Genomic DNA, 18,183 nt, shown 5'->3' with positions numbered 1-18,183 from the left:
CATATCTATGCGTCGAGCCAAAATAGTTTGCACTTTAGGGCCGGCTGTTGAGTCTGTTGTCAAAATAACGGAATTGGTTGAAGCCGGCATGAACATGGCAAGATTAAATCTCTCTCATGGAGAGCAAAGTGAACATCAGTCGAGATTAAACACCGTTCGAGAAGTGGCAAAGAAGACCAACAAAGCAGTTGCAGTTATAGCAGATTTGCAGGGCCCAAAAGTTCGCCTAGGTAAATTCTCAAATGGTCCCTATGAAATTGGCAAAGGTGAGATATTTACAATTACAACACAAGATGTTGACGGGTCAAAAGAGCGGGCGAGTACAACTTACAAAGGTTTACCCGGTGATTGCCGAGTAGGTGATTTAATTCTGATCGATGATGGAAAAGTTACAGTAGAGGTCGTTGAGGTGTCTGGAACTGAGGTTATAACTAAAGTCATTCATGCAGGATTAGTGAGCAGTAATAAAGGATTAAATCTTCCTGGGGTAGCGGTCTCAGTGCCAGCTCTTTCAGAAAAAGACATTACAGATTTGAAGTGGGCAATTAAGGCCGGAGTTGATTTCATAGCACTTTCATTTGTGAGAAGTGCGGCAGATTTGAAAGATGTTCATAAAGTTATGGATGAATTCGGCGCACGTATTCCGGTTATTGCAAAGATAGAAAAGCCACAGGCAGTTGCTAACCTACAAGAAATTGTAGATGCATTTGACGGGATTATGGTTGCAAGAGGTGATCTTGGAGTTGAATTGCCAATTGAAGATGTTCCTATGGTTCAAAAGCGTTGTATTACATTGGCTCGAGAATCTGCCAAACCAGTAATTGTTGCAACTCAAATGCTTGACTCGATGATTATTAATTCTCAGCCAACTCGCGCGGAAGCAACAGATTGTGCAAATGCTGTACTAGACGGTGCTGATGCTTTGATGCTCTCAGGTGAAACAAGTGTTGGAAGTTTTCCAATTGAAGCGGTAAAAATAATGGCCAGAATTATCGAACGCACCGAAGAGGTTGCACTTGATCAAATCCCGCCTTTGAAACATTCACCTGCAACTAAAGGTGGTGCAATTACAAAAGCTGCAACTGAGGTCGGGGCAACTGTTGGCGCAAAATTTTTAGTTGCATTTACTCAAAGTGGAGACTCAGCAAGACGTATGTCTCGGCTTCGTTCGCCAATTCCTATGCTGGCATTAACTCCAGAGGTCGGAACCTACAATCGATTGGCTCTCTCCTGGGGTATTGAATCCATGCTAACCAAAGTAGTAAATCACACCGATGAAATGGTTATGCAGGTGGATAGTATTTTAATTGAATCTAAGAGAGTAAGTATTGGAGATCTAGTTCTGATTGTTGCTGGTTCACCACCAGGAATTCCTGGATCTATAAATGCTATGAGAGTTCATAAAATTGGTGATGCAGTAGGTGGCGTTGCCGCTGCTTATCGCAAGTAATTTAGTATAAAAAGATATCGGATATAAACTACATCTCTCTTTCAGCCTCGGTACTCCAACGGTAGAGAGGACGGTCTCAAAAACCGTATAGTGTCGGTTCGAATCCGACTCGAGGCACATGAGTACAAACAGCCAGAAAATTAGAATATTGGTAGCCGAAGATGAAACCATTATTCGGTTAGATTTAGTTGAGATGCTATCTGATGCTGGGTATGAAGTGGTTGCTCAAGCCGAAAACGGTGCTGTTGCAATTGAGATGGCAAAAAAATATAAACCTGACTTATCAATTTTGGATGTAAAAATGCCAGAGGTTGACGGCATTACAGCTGCTGAGCAGATTATTTCTATTTCACCTGTTTTAATGTTGACAGCGTTTAGTCAGCGAGAGTTGGTAGAGCGTGCACGTGATGCTGGCGTAATGGCATATGTTGTTAAGCCATTTTCAATTGGTGATTTAGTGCCTGCAATCGAGATTGCGATTAGTCGCCATCGGCAAATGAAAACCTTAGAGGCAGAAGTGGCAGATCTATACGAGCGGTTAGAGACTAGGAAAATTATTGATCGTGCAAAGGGAATTTTAATGCAGGCAATGAATCTTTCTGAGCCGGAGAGCTTTAGTTGGATTCAAAAAACTGCGATGGATCGAAGGATCTCTATGAAGCAAGTTGCGCAGGCGATAATTTCACCCGAATCAGTTCCAGATCAGTAGATCAGCGTTCAGCTAATATCAAACAAGTGATACGCGCACTACAAGTTCTTTCACCCTTGTCGTTGGTGATTTCAACCTCATAACAACAAAGAGTTTTTCCTAAAGTAACCGCAGTAGCAACCGCAGTTACAAAGCCACTTGTGGCAGATTTGTGGTGGGTTGCGTTCACATCAATTCCAACAACTCTGCGATTTGGACCGGCATGCAAATGAGTACCAACTGACCCTAAGGTTTCGGCCAGCACTACATTTGCACCGCCATGCAACAATCCACTTGGCTGAGTATTTCCTTCCACTGGCATAGTTCCAACCATCCGTTGTGGGGATGCTTCGATAATTTCAATGCCCATTTTCTTATCTAGTGCGCTAAGGGGACGCTTACGAATCTCTTCTAAATAATCGGTCATGATCGTAAGTTTAACCTGTAATGCCAATTAGAATCACATTATGAGCAACATCAAGAAGCGTTTACTGCTGATAGATGGGCATTCCATGGCATATCGTGCTTTTTATGCCTTGCCAGTAGAAAATTTCAAAACCTCAAGCGGTCAGCCAACTAATGCAATTTATGGTTTTGCTTCAATGATGATAAATCTGATCAAGGAAGAAAAGCCCACACATATTGCTGTGGCTTTTGATGTTTCCAGGAAAACGTTTCGCAGTGAGAAATTTCCTGAGTACAAAGCGAACAGAGCGAGTACCCCCGATGAGTTTCGATCCCAAATTTCTCATATTAACGAGATGGTCAATTGCTTTGGCATAAAACAGTATGAACTTGAAGGATATGAGGCTGATGACATAATTGCCACCTTTGCAAAAACTGCAGAAAAATCGAACTATGAAGTGTTAATTTGTACTGGAGATCGTGACTCCTTTCAATTAGTTAATGAAAAAACTACCGTTTTATATCCTAAAAAGGGTGTTACTGAAATGGCACGGATGACTCCGGAGGCAGTTAAAGAAAAATATGGTTTAACTCCACAGCAATATCCAGATTTCGCAGCGTTGCGGGGGGACCCCAGCGATAATTTGCCATCTGTTCCCGGTGTCGGCGAGAAAACTGCAACTAAATGGATCAGTGACTACGGCTCGCTTGAAAAGCTTATTGAAAATGCTGCCAAAATTTCGGGCAAGGTTGGCCAATCACTAAGAGAAAATATTGAAGTAGTAAAGCTCAATCGGGAACTCACTCACCTATTAAATGACTTGCAGATTGTTGATTCCATAGATGAGCTCGATTGGCAGGGCTTTGATGTGAATTTAATGAGTGAATTCTTCGAAAAATTGGAAATTCGTGCATTAAAAGAACGGATTAAATCATTACCACAAGTAGGTCAGGCCGAAATCCCGGATATCAAGATCACTGTGAAAGAGATTGATCATGAACAACTTAGCAAGCAATTAAGCAAACACACTGAACCGATTGCCATCTCATTTGATCTAATTGAAGGCAAATTACAAGGTTATGCCGTTGCGCTAAATGCCACTGAAGTGCTCTATGTTTCTAATAGTAGATTGGGCGATTGGATAAGTGATGTAAATCTTCCAAAAATCTTGCATGCTGGTAAATCTGCGATCAAAAATCTTAATCTAAAGGGATTATGTTCTGATATTGAGCTGATTGCATATCTAGTAAACCCAGGTAGTAGAAATTTGGATTTGGATAGTTTATCCGAGCGCATTTTAGGCATCTCTCCAAGCGGAGAGAGTTTATTTTCAGCTTTTGATCCAAGAAGTGCTGCTTGGATATTTTCATTGCAAAAAGAGCTGGGAAATGAACTCAATTCAAAGGCGATGACTGGGTTGTATCAGGATATAGAGCAGCCGACTTTAATTTTGCTCTCACAAATGGAGGTTAACGGGATAGCGGTTGACACAAAGAAACTAAAATCCTTATCAGATTATTTTGCAAAAATCGTACTCGATGAAACTCAAATGGCTTATAAGCAAGCGGGGCATGAATTTAATGTGGGATCGCCAAAGCAATTACAGGTAGTTCTATTTGATGAACTAAAACTCCCTAAGACTAAGAAGATTAAGACCGGTTTTACTACAGATGCTGAAAGCCTTGAATGGCTTGCTTCAAAAACTAAGCACCCACTTTTAAAACATTTACTACGAATACGCGAAACAAGTAAATTACTGACGACTATTGATGGCTTAATTACTGCGACTAAAAATGATGGTCGCATACACACTAATTTTCAGCAAACTGTGGCAGCAACCGGAAGGCTTTCGTCAACAGATCCAAACCTACAAAACATTCCAATTAGAACCGATGAAGGTAGACAGATAAGGGAGTGCTTTATTGCTCAATCTCCATTCACCGACCTGCTTACTGCAGATTACAGCCAGATTGAAATGCGAATCATGGCTCATTTCTCAGATGACAAAGGATTAATTGCCGCATTTGAATCTGGAGAGGATCTGCATTCAACAGTTGCATCACAGGTCTTTGGCGTTACGCATTCACAAGTTGATGCCGAGATGCGCAGAACCATTAAAGCAATGTCATATGGACTGGCTTATGGTTTATCCTCATTTGGTTTAGCCCAACAACTGGATATAGACCCTGTTTCGGCTAGTGAGTTAATGAGTAAATATTTCGAACGCTTCGGCGGAATCAGAGATTATTTAAAAACTGTAGTGAGTACTGCGAGGCAGAAGGGGTATACCGAAACTATTCTCGGCCGGAGAAGATATCTACCTGATTTAAATCATGAGAATCGACAACGTCGAGAGATAGCAGAACGTGCTGCACTAAATGCCCCGATTCAAGGCTCCGCTGCTGACATAATTAAAATTGCCATGATTAATGTAGATCATGAGATAAATCTTCAAAATCTCAAGTCTAGATTGTTGCTGCAGGTACATGATGAGTTAATCCTTGAAGTATCACCTGGAGAGAAGGAGGTACTAGAAAGAATCGTAAAAGATAAAATGAGTAACGCCTATAAACTCAACGTGCCTCTTGACGTAAACATTGGTTTCGGCAAAAGCTGGGACTTAGCGGCGCATTAATTACTTATTGGTATTTAGGTTTGCTCCCAATGCATCAATATCTTCATCCTCAGATGGAATTCGATCGGCAGCTTTTAACAATCCAGATCCGCCACGCATAATTAAGTAACCAATACCAACACAAACGGTAGTCAGGGCTAAGCAATATCTCGGTGAGTAATGTTCAGAGACAAATCCACCTAGTGCCGCTCCCAGCGAAGCAAAGGTTCCTTCAACGGTCCACAACCAGCCCAGTGCAGCAACAGCTGTTCCTTTGGGTCTAACAGCCTCACTTATTTCTAAGTAAAAAACTTGTAAACCGCCAGCCATCAAGCTCATCGCGGCGGTGACGATCATCATTGACCAATCTGGGTATGTAAAGGCAAGTGGCAGTGAGAAAATAAACCAGAACAAGTAGATCCGCTTAAATGCAGTAAAAGATGATGTCTTTTTTGAAACCATGCCTGCAACCAGTCCGCCAATCACATTCCCAGCCGCCATCACCGCAAAAATTATCCCAGTCCTCTGTGGAATATTTTCAAGAGTGGTAAAGGCAGGAATTGCTATATCAAATGCTCCCCAACCCAGACCGATAAAGACACCTTCAAGCATCAACAATTGCATAGCAGGAGTGCGCCAAACAGCTAGATCATTAGCAGTCTTCTTTTCGGGTTGCCAGTTCCTAAGTTGTGGCGATAACGAAAGTGCTGCTCCGCCAATAAAGATTAATGCCGAACACATTTGTAAAGCTTTAACTGGACCATAAGTTAAAGAAATTGATGTTGCAGCAAGAGGGCCGAATACTCCTACAGAGTTCATAACTGCGGTATCAATTGCGTAGGCAGTTCTAATTTGATCCTTAGGTACAGTTACCTTCCATAATGGCCGAACTGACAAATTTATAGGGGGCGCAGAAAATCCTAAAATGGCCGCAAACACCACTAACTCACTTTTGGACGTTCCTGTGGAGAAAAGCAATATCAGTAAGGCATAGCTTGGAGCAAAAAGGCGTAAGGGAATTTTCATACCAAATTTGTCGATTAGTGAACCACGGAGACCAGCTGTGGTTGCGCCAGTAATTCCATTAACTCCAGTGGCCAGACCAGCAATTGCAATTGATCCGGTTTCTTGCTGAACTTTGAAGAAAATACTAAGAGAGATCATTCCGTAGGCTAAGCGGGCTGGAAATGAGCTGATTAACAGATATTGCCCTGATTTATTACTTAGAACCTGCGAATATCTGCTCATTACCTGATTGTAGACCTCTTCAGTTTGACCCTAACGAGTGATTGAAAGTAACCTTGCCCGTCCCTGTCCCTACTAGTTGTTTTACCCCTCGGAGTACACCTATCTAATGACCCCCTCTCAAATCGCCGTAAATGACGTTGGAACTGCTGAAGATTTTTTAGCCGCAATTGAAGGAACAATCAAAAATTTTAATGACGGAGATTTAGTCACCGGAACTGTTGTTCAGATAGACCGAGAAGAAGTTTTATTAGACATCGGATATAAAACCGAAGGAGTTATCCCTTCCAGAGAACTTTCTATTCGCCATGATGTAGATCCAAGTGAATTGGTAAAAGTAGGCGATCGTATTGAAGCTTTAGTATTACAAAAAGAGGATAAAGAAGGACGCTTAATACTTTCTAAGAAGCGCGCCCAATACGAACAAGCATGGGGCGATGTTGAGGGCAAAAAAGAGCGAGATGAAGTAGTTACTGGAACTGTAATCGAAGTTGTCAAAGGCGGCTTGATTGTTGATATCGGCTTGAGAGGATTCCTGCCAGCTTCCTTAGTTGAGATGCGTCGTGTTCGTGACCTAACTCCTTATTTAGGCCAACAGGTTGAATGTCGGATCATTGAGTTGGATAAGAATCGAAACAATGTTGTCTTATCCCGCCGAGCATTTCTTGAGCAATCCCAATCTGCATCCCGAACCACATTTTTAAATCAATTACAAAAGGGTCAGGTAAGGACTGGCGTTATTTCTTCTATCGTTAACTTTGGCGCATTTGTTGACCTTGGTGGAGTTGATGGCTTAGTCCATGTTTCAGAGCTTTCTTGGAAACATATTGATCATCCATCTGAGGTAGTTGAGGTTGGCAATGAAGTAACCGTTGAAGTTATGGAGATTGATTTTGAGCGAGAGCGTGTGTCACTATCTCTTAAAGCAACCCAAGAGGATCCTTGGCAGGCTTTTGCTCGAACTCACACAATTAATCAAGTAGTTCCAGGTGAGGTAACTAAGTTAGTTCCGTTTGGTGCTTTCATCAAAGTGTTTGAGGGGATTGAAGGATTGGTACACATTTCAGAGCTTGCCGGACGTCATGTGGAAATCCCAGAACAGGTTGTACAAGTTGGCGACAAGTTGTTTGTGAAAATTATAGATATTGATTTGGAGCGACGTCGTATTTCACTTTCCTTGAAACAAGCCAATGAAGGTCAAGAGGTTGAAATAGAGGCTTTTGATCCAGCGCAGTATGGAATGCCAGCGCGTTATGACGCCGCTGGTAATTTTATTTATCCAGAGGGATTTGACCCTCAAACTCAGGAATGGAAGCCAGGATTTGAAAGCCAGCGTGAAGAGTGGGATCGTCAATATGCTGAGGCGCAATCACGATTCATGGCACATAAGAAACAAAAAGCAGAGGCAAAAGCGGCTGATGCTGCGGCCCCTGCAGCAGAGTAGTAATTAACCTAACAGCGGCCCCTGGAAACTGGGGCCGTTTTTTTATTGGGTAAGGTTTAACTCATGTTAATCGTTGCACTCACTGGCGGAATCGGATCTGGCAAAAGCATGGTTGGGCAAATGTTTGCAGATCTTGGTGCTGTAGTAATTGATTCCGATCAACTGGCGCGAGAAGTTGTCGAACGTGGCAGTAATGGTTTTGATCAGGTTGTAGCAGCCTTTGGTGACGGTGTACTCAAAAATGGTGATCTCGATCGTACATCCTTAGCTGCACTGGTTTTTAAGGATGCTGAAAAACGAGCTTTACTTGAGCAAATAACACATCCGTTGATAAGAAAAGCATTTACGGAAGCAGTAGAAGCTGCAGATGAAAATAGCATCGTTATAAATCAAATACCCTTACTGATTGAATCAAAAAACAATTATAAATTTGACCACATAATAACTGTGTCAGCAGATGAAGCGATTAGATCTCAAAGGTTGACAAAGAAGGGTCTTACTCTCCATCAGATCCAACAAAGAATGCTGGCGCAGGCCACTGATTATGAGCGGGAATCTATCGCTGACAACGTAATAGTGAATGAAAAAAGTGAATCAGAGTTGCGTGATCAGGTTGAGAAAATTTGGGAGATTTTGAAGAGCAAAAACAAGGGCCATTGATGAGACCAGTATCTGATTTAACTCGAAGGGTGGAGCCCTTCAAAGTAATAAGTGATTACATACCTTCAGGAGACCAACCCTCTGCGATTGCAAATCTGGTCGATAGGCTCGCAAAAGGTGAGCAAGATGTCGTGCTTTTAGGGGCGACCGGTACTGGAAAATCTGCAACGACTGCATGGTTAATTGAGCAGGTACAAAGGCCAACGCTTGTAATCGCGCCAAATAAAACGCTGGCTGCTCAATTGGCAAACGAATTTAAAGAGCTACTACCAAAAAATGCAGTTGAGTATTTTGTATCCTATTACGACTACTACCAGCCAGAAGCATATGTGCCCCAAACCGATACATTTATCGAAAAAGATTCATCGGTTAATGATGAGGTCGAGCGTTTAAGGCACTCAGCCACAAATTCATTGCTTACCAGAAGAGATGTAATTGTTGTCGCAACCGTTTCTTGTATATATGGGTTAGGCACACCACAAGAGTATGTAGATCGTATGGTCCGATTAAAAGTTGGCGATTCGATAGATCGCAATCAACTTTTACGAAAGTTTGTTGATATTCAATACAAACGAAATGACATGGCATTTGAGCGAGGCACTTTTAGGGTTAGAGGTGACACTATCGAGATTATTCCAATGTATGAGGAGCTGGCGCTGCGTATTGAAATGTTTGGAGATGAGATTGAAAAAATAATGACCCTACATCCGCTAACTGGCGAAATAGTTCGTGATGAAAGTGAGATGTATGTATTTCCTGCTACACACTATGCAGCAGGACCTGAAACCATGGAGCGGGCAATTAATGAAATTGAAGTTGATCTTGAGAAACGAATTGATGAATTTGAGCGTGCTGGTAAATTGCTTGAGGCTCAGAGGATAAGAATGCGTACAACCTTTGATATTGAGATGATGAAACAACTAGGTTTTTGTTCAGGTATTGAGAATTATTCTAGACACCTAGATGGCAGAGCAGCTGGTTCGGCTCCGAACTGTTTGCTTGATTATTTTCCAGAAGATTTTCTCGTAGTAATTGATGAATCTCATGTGACCGTGCCCCAGATTGGCGCAATGCACGAAGGTGATGCCGCGCGTAAACGAACATTGGTAGAACACGGGTTTCGCTTGCCAAGTGCCATGGATAATCGTCCGCTCAAGTTCACCGAATTCCTGGAAAGATGCGGTCAGAAGGTTTATCTCTCTGCTACGCCAGGCAAGTATGAATTGGAAAAAACAAATAATGATGTAGTTGAACAGGTTATACGCCCTACTGGATTGGTAGATCCAAAGATCGTCGTTAAACCGATTAAGGGTCAGATTGATGATCTAGTTAATGAGATCCGAATTCGAGCAGAGAAGAACGAACGAGTTTTAGTAACAACACTCACTAAAAAAATGTCAGAGGATTTAACTGATTATATGTTGGGGCTAGGCGTGCGGGTTAGGTACCTGCATTCAGAGGTAGATACTTTAAGGCGAGTTGAGTTATTAAGAGAGCTTCGAAGTGGTGAATATGATGTATTGATAGGGATTAATCTTTTGCGTGAAGGATTAGATTTACCCGAAGTTTCCTTGGTTGCAATTTTAGATGCCGACAAAGAGGGATTCTTAAGGTCAACCACCTCATTAATTCAAACAATTGGTAGAGCGGCACGAAATGTTTCCGGAGAAGTTCATATGTATGCAGCCAATATGACCAAGTCAATGACAAATGCGATAGATGAGACCAATCGCAGGCGCGCAAAACAAGTGGCCTACAACACCGAACATGGAATCGACCCTACGCCGCTACGAAAAAAGATTGCGGACATTACGGATCTCATTACAAAAGAGGTGGATGACACAGAGGATTTAGCAGCGAAAAGTAAGAAAATCGGATTTACTAGTGGTGTATATAGTAAAAACGCTCACTCCCTACCTCGTCAAGAACTAATGGCTTTAATCGAGTCACTAACGGAACAAATGAAGCTAGCAGCATCAGAATTAAGTTTTGAACTCGCCGCAAGACTTCGAGATGAGATTCGAGAGCTGAAGCGGGAATTAAAAGGAATGCAGGAGGCAGGCAACTAGTGAATGATCGCTTAATAGTGCGTGGTGCGAGAGAGCACAACTTAAAAAATGTTTCTTTGGATATGCCAAGAAACGCTCTAATTGTCTTTACTGGATTATCTGGCTCTGGTAAATCTTCCTTGGCGTTTGACACAATTTTCGCCGAAGGGCAGCGACGATATGTTGAATCCTTATCTGCTTATGCTCGGCAATTTTTGGGTCAGATGGATAAACCAGATGTAGATTTCATTGAAGGGCTCTCGCCAGCCGTATCTATCGACCAAAAATCGACCAATCGAAATCCACGATCAACTGTGGGCACAATTACTGAGGTCTATGACTACTTAAGATTACTTTTTGCTAGAGCGGGAAAGCCCCACTGTCCTAAGTGCGGTAAAGAAATAGCAAAGCAGACCCCCCAAAATATTGTGGATCAAATCTTGCAAATGCAGGAGGGTAGTAAATTTCAGGTTTTGGCCCCAGTTATCAGGGCAAGAAAAGGTGAGTTTGCCGACCTTTTCAAAGATTACACAACGCAGGGTTATTCAAGAGTGCGAGTTGATGGCACCGTTTATCAAATATCTGAAGTCCCAAAACTTAAGAAACAGGAAAAACACACGGTAGAGGTAGTTATTGATCGCCTTAGCGTTAAGCCTGAGAGTAAATCTAGAATTACCGACTCCATTGAAACGGCTCTGAGGCTAGCAAACGGTTTAGTGATTCTTGATTTTGTGGATACCAAAGTTGGCACACCCGACAAAGAAAAAACCTTCAGTGAACACATGGCCTGTCATGATTGTGAATTGTCATTTGAGGAGCTTGAGCCTCGTTCCTTTTCATTTAACTCGCCTTTTGGAGCATGCCCAGAATGCACGGGAATTGGGACCAAGCTGGAGGTTGATCAAGAGTTAGTAATTCCCGATGACTCTATTTCGATTAATGAAGGTGCGATTGCGCCATGGGGTTCTCGGCAATCTTCCGAGTACTTTTTGCGACTTGTTGAAGCCCTTGCCACCGATGTGAAATTTTCCTTGGACACCCCGTGGAAGAAATTGTCTGAAAAGGCGAAGAGTGCCCTCTTATATGGCTACGAATACGAGGTTCATGTTAAATATAAGAATCGATATGGCAGAGTTCGCAATTACTCAACTGGATTTGAAGGTGTGGTTTCATTTATCCAACGCAAGCACAGTGAAACTGATAGTGATTATAGCCGTGAGAAATATGAGTCATATATGCGGCAGACCCCTTGCCCGGTTTGTAGTGGAAGTAGATTAAAACCTGAAGTTTTGGCAGTGACCTTAGGTGGTAAAAACATTGCTCAAATTTGTGAGTTTTCAATATCAGAATGTGCAAAGTTCTTAAAGGAAATTTCACTTTCGGCACGTCAAAAGAAAATTGCCGAACGAGTACTGAAGGAGGTGCACGCAAGACTTGGATTCCTATTAGATGTGGGATTGGATTACTTATCTCTTTCAAGGCCAGCCGCAACATTATCTGGTGGCGAAGCACAGCGAATTAGGCTGGCAACACAAATCGGGTCTGGACTGACTGGTGTTTTATATGTTTTGGATGAACCGAGTATTGGCTTGCATCAACGAGATAATCGGAAGTTAATTGAAACATTAACTAAGTTAAGAGACTTAGGAAATACATTAATTGTTGTTGAGCATGACGAGGAGACAATCAGAACTGCGGATTGGATCGTAGATATCGGTCCAGGCGCGGGTGAGCATGGTGGGAAAGTAGTTTCATCTGGAAGCTATGAAGAATTGATTGCAAATAAAGAATCAATAACTGGTGCATATCTGTCGGGCAAATCCGTAATTGCGGTTCCTAAAAAACGACGACCAATAGATGTAAAAAAATCGGTAACAGTTAAATCCGCTAAGGAAAATAATTTACAAGATATTGATGTTACTTTTCCATTATCAGTCTTTGTCGCTGTTACTGGTGTCAGCGGATCTGGAAAATCTACACTCGTGAATGACATATTATATTCAGTTCTAGCAAATAAACTGAATGGAGCAAGAATTGTTCCAGGTAGACATCGTACAATTACTGGTTTAGACCAGTTAGATAAAGTTGTCCATGTTGATCAATCACCAATTGGCAGAACTCCACGGTCAAACCCAGCCACCTATACCGGAGTATTTGACAAAGTAAGAGCATTATTCGCCGAAACTAGTGAAGCAAAGGTTCGCGGATATCAACAAGGGCGATTCTCGTTCAATGTGAAAGGCGGCCGGTGTGAAAACTGTGCTGGTGATGGAACTATCACCATTGAAATGAATTTCTTGCCTGATGTTTACGTACCTTGTGAAGTTTGCCATGGTGCTAGGTACAATCGGGAAACTTTAGAAGTGCATTACAAGAGTAAAACAATTGCCCAAGTATTAGATATGTCGATTGAAGAGGCTAATAGTTTCTTTGAATCTGTTCCAGCAATTGCCAGATTTCTAAAAACCCTTTGTGATGTGGGGCTCGGGTATGTGAGGCTTGGTCAATCAGCTCCCACACTTTCTGGCGGTGAGGCACAGCGGGTGAAACTCGCAACTGAACTTCAGCGCAGATCAACTGGACGAACCATTTATGTGCTTGATGAACCTACAACTGGTTTGCACTTTGAAGATGTGAGAAAATTGCTTCTAGTTCTTAATAGATTAGTTGATACCGGCAACACAGTCGTAGTAATTGAGCACAATTTGGATGTAATTAAGTGTGCTGATTGGGTGATTGATCTTGGTCCAGAGGGTGGTTCTGGTGGTGGGTTAGTTGTTGCCGAAGGTAGACCAGAAGAGATTGTAAAGAATACCAAAAGCTATACCGGAAAATTTCTAGCAGGCAGTTTGAAAAAGTAATGGCAGATCCAAAGAGTTATCGCCCTAGCAATTTACCAACTGAACCTGGGGTCTATCGCTTCTTTGATAAAGATGACAAAGTAATTTATGTAGGCAAGGCCAAGAATATTAAAAACCGACTTAATTCTTATTTTGGTAGTAATTTACAAATCAAAACCAGACGAATGGTCAACACTGCTAATCGGGTTGATTGGGTTGTGGTTAATACTGAAGTCGAGGCACTGCAACTTGAATTTACTTGGATTAAGCAATACAGCCCAGATTTCAATGTGCAGTTTAAAGATGACAAATCGTATCCATATCTAGCGATTGACCTATCAGCAGATTACCCGAGATTATTCATATCTCGATCCAAAAAAATGCCCGGTGTTAAATATTTTGGTCCTTATTCGCATGCCTGGGCGTTACGTAGCACTTTTGAAACTTTAATTAAAATATATCCAGTAAGAACTTGTAGTGAATCTAATTTTCAAACGGCAAAACGAAACAAACGCCAATGCCTTTTGGGTGATATTGGAAAGTGCGCAGCACCATGTGTTGACTGGGTTAATATTGAAGAGCACAAAAAATTGGTAAAAGATATGGTGCAATTCTTGGAAAAATCGCCAGAGGAGATTTCGATAAGAATTGAAAAAGAGATGCAAGCGGCAGCAAATGACGAAGAGTATGAAAAGGCGGCGAAATTAAGAGACCAGCTGGAAGCAATAAACAAGGCTTTTGAATCCACAGATCGATTTTTAAATGAGAACATCGATGCGGATGTTTTATCTATTCATGAAGATATAACACATGCTGCTCTATCTCAATTTATGGTTACAGCTGGCAGAATTACAGGCTCCAGATCTTGGATTATCGATAGAGCCAATTTATTAGAGGAAGAGTCAATAATCTCCGCTTTAGTGACAAAGATATATGAAGAAGCTATCCCGCCGGCTGAAATTCTAGTAGACAAATTGCCTACTGATGTTTCAGTTCTGGAACAGTGGCTAAGTGAAAAACGCGGCAAAAACGTTAGTGTCATTCAACCTGCTAGAGGTGAAAAACTAGAGCTAGTGCAAATGGTTAAACGAAACGCTAATCAGGCACTAATTCAATACTTAAGTAAACGAGCTAATGATGCTGCAGTTAGTGGAGGAGCTCTAGCAGATATTGCTGAGCAATTAGAGCTTGTTGAATTACCACTTCGAATCGAATGCTTTGATATTTCAAATATTCAGGGAACAAGCATGGTGGCTTCCATGGTGGTTTTTGAAGATGGGCAACCAAAGAAAAGTGATTATCGTAGGTTTTCTATTGCCGATGAGTCTGAGTTTGATGACACTAAAGCAATGCATCATGTTATTAGTAGGAGATTTAAGCGTTACTTAGATGAGAAAAATATTGATATATCTGAGACCACTGCTCAAGGCGGTGGTCGTCCTAAATTTGCTTACCCACCACAATTAGTTGTAGTCGATGGTGGTAAAGGACAAGTCAATGCAGCCGCCAATGCGCTCAGGGAACTTGGCATAAATGATGTTGCCCTTTGTGGTTTATCAAAGCGGCTAGAAGAGGTTTGGCTTCCCAACAACAGTGAACCAATCATTTTTCCACGTCATAGCGAGGCGCTTTACCTTTTACAGAAAATTAGAGATGAGGCACATAGATTTGCCATTAATTTTCATAGAAGTAAGAGATCCAAAGTAATGCTTGAATCTCTGCTTGATGAGGTACATGGCCTTGGTGAGGTGCGACGAAAAGCTTTGTTAACGCATTTCGGATCCGTCAGCGCATTAAGGGCAGCAACTATTGAAGAAATCGCAGTTGTGCCCGGGATCGGTGAAAAGATGGCTAAATCAATTGTAGATCAGATCAAACTTGGTTCAGCAGAAACCAAGGTAGATATGCAAACGGGTGAAATTTTAGATGCTTGACATGCAGGGCAGGATAAAGGCATGAAAAGTGACACCGAGATATTGGTAATCAGCGGGATGAGTGGCGCGGGTAAATCCACGATTGCTCATACCTTGGAAGATCTAGGTTGGTATGTTGTAGATAACTTGCCACCAGCCCTACTTGAAAATTTGATTGATCTAGTAAATGTCTCGATGAAAAGAATAGCGATAGTCATAGATGTAAGGGGGAGAGCATTTTTTAATGATCTAACTAAATCATTGGCCCTACTGGCGGATCAAGGTGTTTCAAGAAAGATACTATTTGTAGACGCGGCAGATGAGGTGCTAGTTCGCCGATTTGAATCAACTAGGCGGCCACACCCATTACAAGGATCAGATCGAGTTCTTGATGGGATAGCCAAAGAACGAGAGCGACTGCGTGAAGTTAAGGATAGTGCTGATCTAGTGATTGATTCCACCTCACTTAATATCCATCAACTTGAAAAAAAGATTAATGAGTATTTTACTGAAGATTCAAATGCAGATTTAAGGGTCAATATCCTCTCCTTTGGCTATAAGTATGGAATCCCTATTGATGCAGATTTGGTTGTTGATTGTCGCTTCATTGCAAATCCACATTGGAATCCTCAGCTGCGCCCACTCACCGGACTCGATAAGGCGGTAAGTAGTGAGATTTTAAAGAGTGAGAATGTGCAGGATTTTTTAAGCAAGTATCAAGCGTTGTTTGAAACTATGGCTATTGGATTTATAGGAGAAGGTAGACGGTATTTAACTTTGGCCATTGGTTGCACTGGTGGGAAACATCGCTCCGTCGCAATCACCGAGGAGTTGGTAGCGAAATTAACGGCAGGTTCTAAACTTTCTAATTACAAAATAGAAACTAAAGGGTTACATCGAGATTTAGGCAGAGAGATATAAATGGCCGCAAAGCCAAAGGTAGTTTGTTTAGGCGGTGGCCATGGACTTGCAGCCACACTGGCAGCGATGCGGACCCTGACAAATAATGTTACCGCTGTAGTAACGGTGGCAGATAATGGCGGGTCCTCGGGTCGCCTAAGAGCTGAATTTAATTCACTTCCGCCAGGTGATCTGCGAATGGCTTTGGCGGCTCTATGTGCAGATGATGAGTGGGGTAAGAGTTGGGCTGAAATTATGCAATATCGATTTACTAGTAATGGCCAAATGGATAATCACGCAATTGGAAACTTGCTGCTTACTGCCCTTTGGGATCGTGATCAAGATCCAGTTCAAGGATTAGATCGGGTTGGACAATTACTTAAGGTGGTGGGAAGAGTCCTGCCAATGGCACTTGAGCCTCTAGATATAGAAGCTAAGTTCACTAATTCATCTGGCACATCAGTAGTCCGAGGGCAAGTAGAGGTAGCAGCCGCAACTGGCAAAGTTAGCGACCTGCGTTTAATTCCAGAGCGACCAAAACCAACTCCTGAGGTAAGTAAAGCGTTGCAAGAAGCAGATTGGATTACCATCGGACCTGGCTCCTGGCTTTCTAGCGTTATGCCTCATTTTCTGTTCACCGAACAGGCAGATCAAATTCGCGCCAGTAAAGGACGAAAAATAATGATATTCAATCTGCCGGATAAGAATATTTCGGATGAATTTGCTGGTTTTTCATTTGAGGCTCACTTGCAGTTGGTTTTAGATCATATACCTGATCTGAAAATTGATATTGCTTTAATTGATAATTCACTAGATAACAAAGAAACAGGGTTTAATGACCTAGTTGCTAAGTGTGGTGGAAAAGTGTTGGCGTTTGACCTAGCAGATAAAGTGCAAACTTTCCACCATGATCGCGATAAATTAATTTCTGCTTTCAGCCACATTTTTGGTTAAGACCTGCTTAGATAATCCCATCAATTACGGAGGAAATTAAATGGCAATGACCGAAGCAGTTAAAGATGAGTTAAGTAGACTCTCTATAACTAAGCCTTGCTGCCGTAAAGCTGAGGTATCTGCATTGCTTAGATTTGCAGGGGGATTGCATGTAGCTGCTGGAAAAATAATTATTGAGGTGGAGTTAGATACCGCACAAAGTGCGCGGCGCCTACGAAAAGACATATCAGAGGTATTTGGCCATGAAAGCGAGCTATCGGTAGTTTCATCAAGTGGAATTCGTAAAGGCAGCCGATATATTGTTCGAGTTTTAGTTGATGGCGATGCATTAGCTCGACAAACTGGATTGGTAGATGCCAACAACAGACCAATTAGAGGATTACCACCTCAGGTGGTCTCTGCTGCTATTTGTGATTCTGAAGCGGCATGGCGCGGTGCGTTTCTCGCTCATGGTTCGTTAACTGAACCAGGCAGATCATCAGCCTTAGAAATAACTTGCCCTGGACCAGAGGCGGCGTTAGCGCTAGTAGGAGCAGCCCGCAGATTGGGAATTGTTGCAAAGGCGCGAGAGGTTCGAAGTGTCGATCGAGTTGTAATCAGAGATGGGGATGCGATTGGTGCATTACTGACCCGACTTGGAGCACATGAAACAGTATTAGCTTGGGAAGAGCGAAGGATGCGTCGCGAAGTTAGAGCTACTGCAAATCGTTTAGCAAATTTTGATGATGCAAACCTACGTCGTTCTGCCAGAGCAGCAGTCGCCGCTTCAGCAAGAGTTCAGCGGGCAATGGAAATACTTGGCCCACAAATTCCAGATCATCTAAAAGAAGCAGGTGAACTCAGGGTTAATCATGGGCAAGCAAGTTTGGAAGAGTTGGGTTCACTTGCATCACCTCCAATGACGAAAGATGCAATTGCGGGAAGAATTCGGCGGTTACTAGCAATGGCTGATAAGCGAGCACGCGAACTAGGAGTACCAGATACTGAGGCAAGCATCAGTCCTGATTTATTGAACTAGCTA

The 18,183-nt window shown here is 42.3% G+C and carries 13 protein-coding genes and 1 tRNA gene; 12 read left to right on the top strand and 2 right to left on the bottom strand.

Annotated elements, in window-relative coordinates:
- Positions 1 to 7 precede the first annotated feature (7 nt).
- The 3 genes from pyk (at position 8) to B1s21160_RS03580 (ending at position 2,159) form a co-directional block, all read left to right on the top strand.
- On the top strand, positions 8 to 1,450 hold the full coding sequence (gene pyk, locus B1s21160_RS03590) for a pyruvate kinase (protein WP_095672448.1): 1,443 nt from the start codon (positions 8 to 10) through the stop codon (positions 1,448 to 1,450).
- A 44-nt stretch (positions 1,451 to 1,494) separates the two neighbouring features.
- A tRNA-Leu gene (locus B1s21160_RS03585) sits at positions 1,495 to 1,567 on the top strand.
- Between the two features lies 1 nt (position 1,568).
- Positions 1,569 to 2,159 carry an ANTAR domain-containing response regulator gene (locus tag B1s21160_RS03580; RefSeq protein WP_095672447.1) on the top strand — a complete coding sequence of 197 codons (591 nt, stop codon included), beginning with the start codon at positions 1,569 to 1,571 and terminating at the stop codon, positions 2,157 to 2,159.
- Between the two features lies 1 nt (position 2,160).
- Here the strand turns inward: B1s21160_RS03580 and B1s21160_RS03575 are convergent, their stop codons facing one another.
- Positions 2,161 to 2,565: a PaaI family thioesterase gene (locus B1s21160_RS03575; RefSeq protein ID WP_041887568.1), complete on the bottom strand. Its 405-nt coding sequence runs from the start codon at positions 2,563 to 2,565 to the stop codon at positions 2,161 to 2,163.
- A gap of 40 nt (positions 2,566 to 2,605) precedes the next feature.
- Between B1s21160_RS03575 and polA the strand changes: the two genes are divergently transcribed.
- A complete protein-coding gene (gene polA / locus B1s21160_RS03570; protein WP_095672446.1) occupies positions 2,606 to 5,179 on the top strand; it encodes a DNA polymerase I in 2,574 nt (857 codons plus the stop codon).
- Here polA and B1s21160_RS03565 read toward each other — a convergent pair whose 3' ends face one another.
- A complete protein-coding gene (locus B1s21160_RS03565; RefSeq protein ID WP_041887561.1) occupies positions 5,180 to 6,406 on the bottom strand; it encodes an MFS transporter in 1,227 nt (408 codons plus the stop codon).
- Positions 6,407 to 6,512: 106 nt separating this feature from the next.
- Between B1s21160_RS03565 and rpsA the strand changes: the two genes are divergently transcribed.
- The 8 genes from rpsA to whiA all read left to right on the top strand — a co-directional run bounded on the left by rpsA (position 6,513) and on the right by whiA (position 18,180).
- Positions 6,513 to 7,847 (top strand): 30S ribosomal protein S1, encoded by a 1,335-nt coding sequence (gene rpsA, locus B1s21160_RS03560; RefSeq protein ID WP_041887558.1) that lies wholly within the window; start codon positions 6,513 to 6,515, stop codon positions 7,845 to 7,847.
- 63 nt (positions 7,848 to 7,910) lie between these two features.
- Positions 7,911 to 8,507, top strand: coding sequence for a dephospho-CoA kinase (gene coaE / locus B1s21160_RS03555; protein ID WP_041887556.1), 597 nt, complete (start codon positions 7,911 to 7,913; stop codon positions 8,505 to 8,507).
- Positions 8,507 to 10,576 carry an excinuclease ABC subunit UvrB gene (gene uvrB / locus B1s21160_RS03550; RefSeq protein WP_095672445.1) on the top strand — a complete coding sequence of 690 codons (2,070 nt, stop codon included), beginning with the start codon at positions 8,507 to 8,509 and terminating at the stop codon, positions 10,574 to 10,576. The genes coaE and uvrB overlap by 1 nt, the downstream gene beginning before the upstream one ends.
- Positions 10,576 to 13,416: an excinuclease ABC subunit UvrA gene (gene uvrA / locus B1s21160_RS03545; RefSeq protein ID WP_041887429.1), complete on the top strand. Its 2,841-nt coding sequence runs from the start codon at positions 10,576 to 10,578 to the stop codon at positions 13,414 to 13,416. Before uvrB ends, uvrA begins: the two co-directional genes overlap by 1 nt.
- Positions 13,416 to 15,329, top strand: coding sequence for an excinuclease ABC subunit UvrC (uvrC, locus tag B1s21160_RS03540; protein WP_095672444.1), 1,914 nt, complete (start codon positions 13,416 to 13,418; stop codon positions 15,327 to 15,329). The genes uvrA and uvrC overlap by 1 nt, the downstream gene beginning before the upstream one ends.
- A 21-nt stretch (positions 15,330 to 15,350) precedes the next feature.
- Positions 15,351 to 16,229 (top strand): RNase adapter RapZ, encoded by an 879-nt coding sequence (gene rapZ, locus B1s21160_RS03535; RefSeq protein ID WP_041887427.1) that lies wholly within the window; start codon positions 15,351 to 15,353, stop codon positions 16,227 to 16,229.
- On the top strand, positions 16,230 to 17,162 hold the full coding sequence (locus B1s21160_RS03530) for a gluconeogenesis factor YvcK family protein (RefSeq protein WP_095672443.1): 933 nt from the start codon (positions 16,230 to 16,232) through the stop codon (positions 17,160 to 17,162). It begins immediately after the preceding gene.
- Between the two features lie 40 nt (positions 17,163 to 17,202).
- Positions 17,203 to 18,180 carry a DNA-binding protein WhiA gene (gene whiA / locus B1s21160_RS03525; RefSeq protein WP_041887425.1) on the top strand — a complete coding sequence of 326 codons (978 nt, stop codon included), beginning with the start codon at positions 17,203 to 17,205 and terminating at the stop codon, positions 18,178 to 18,180.
- Positions 18,181 to 18,183 lie beyond the last annotated feature (3 nt).

This window comes from Candidatus Nanopelagicus hibericus, assembly GCF_002288005.1.
Classification (GTDB): Bacteria; Actinomycetota; Actinomycetes; order Nanopelagicales; family Nanopelagicaceae; genus Nanopelagicus; species Nanopelagicus hibericus.
This window is presented reverse-complemented; position numbering and strand designations above follow the sequence as displayed.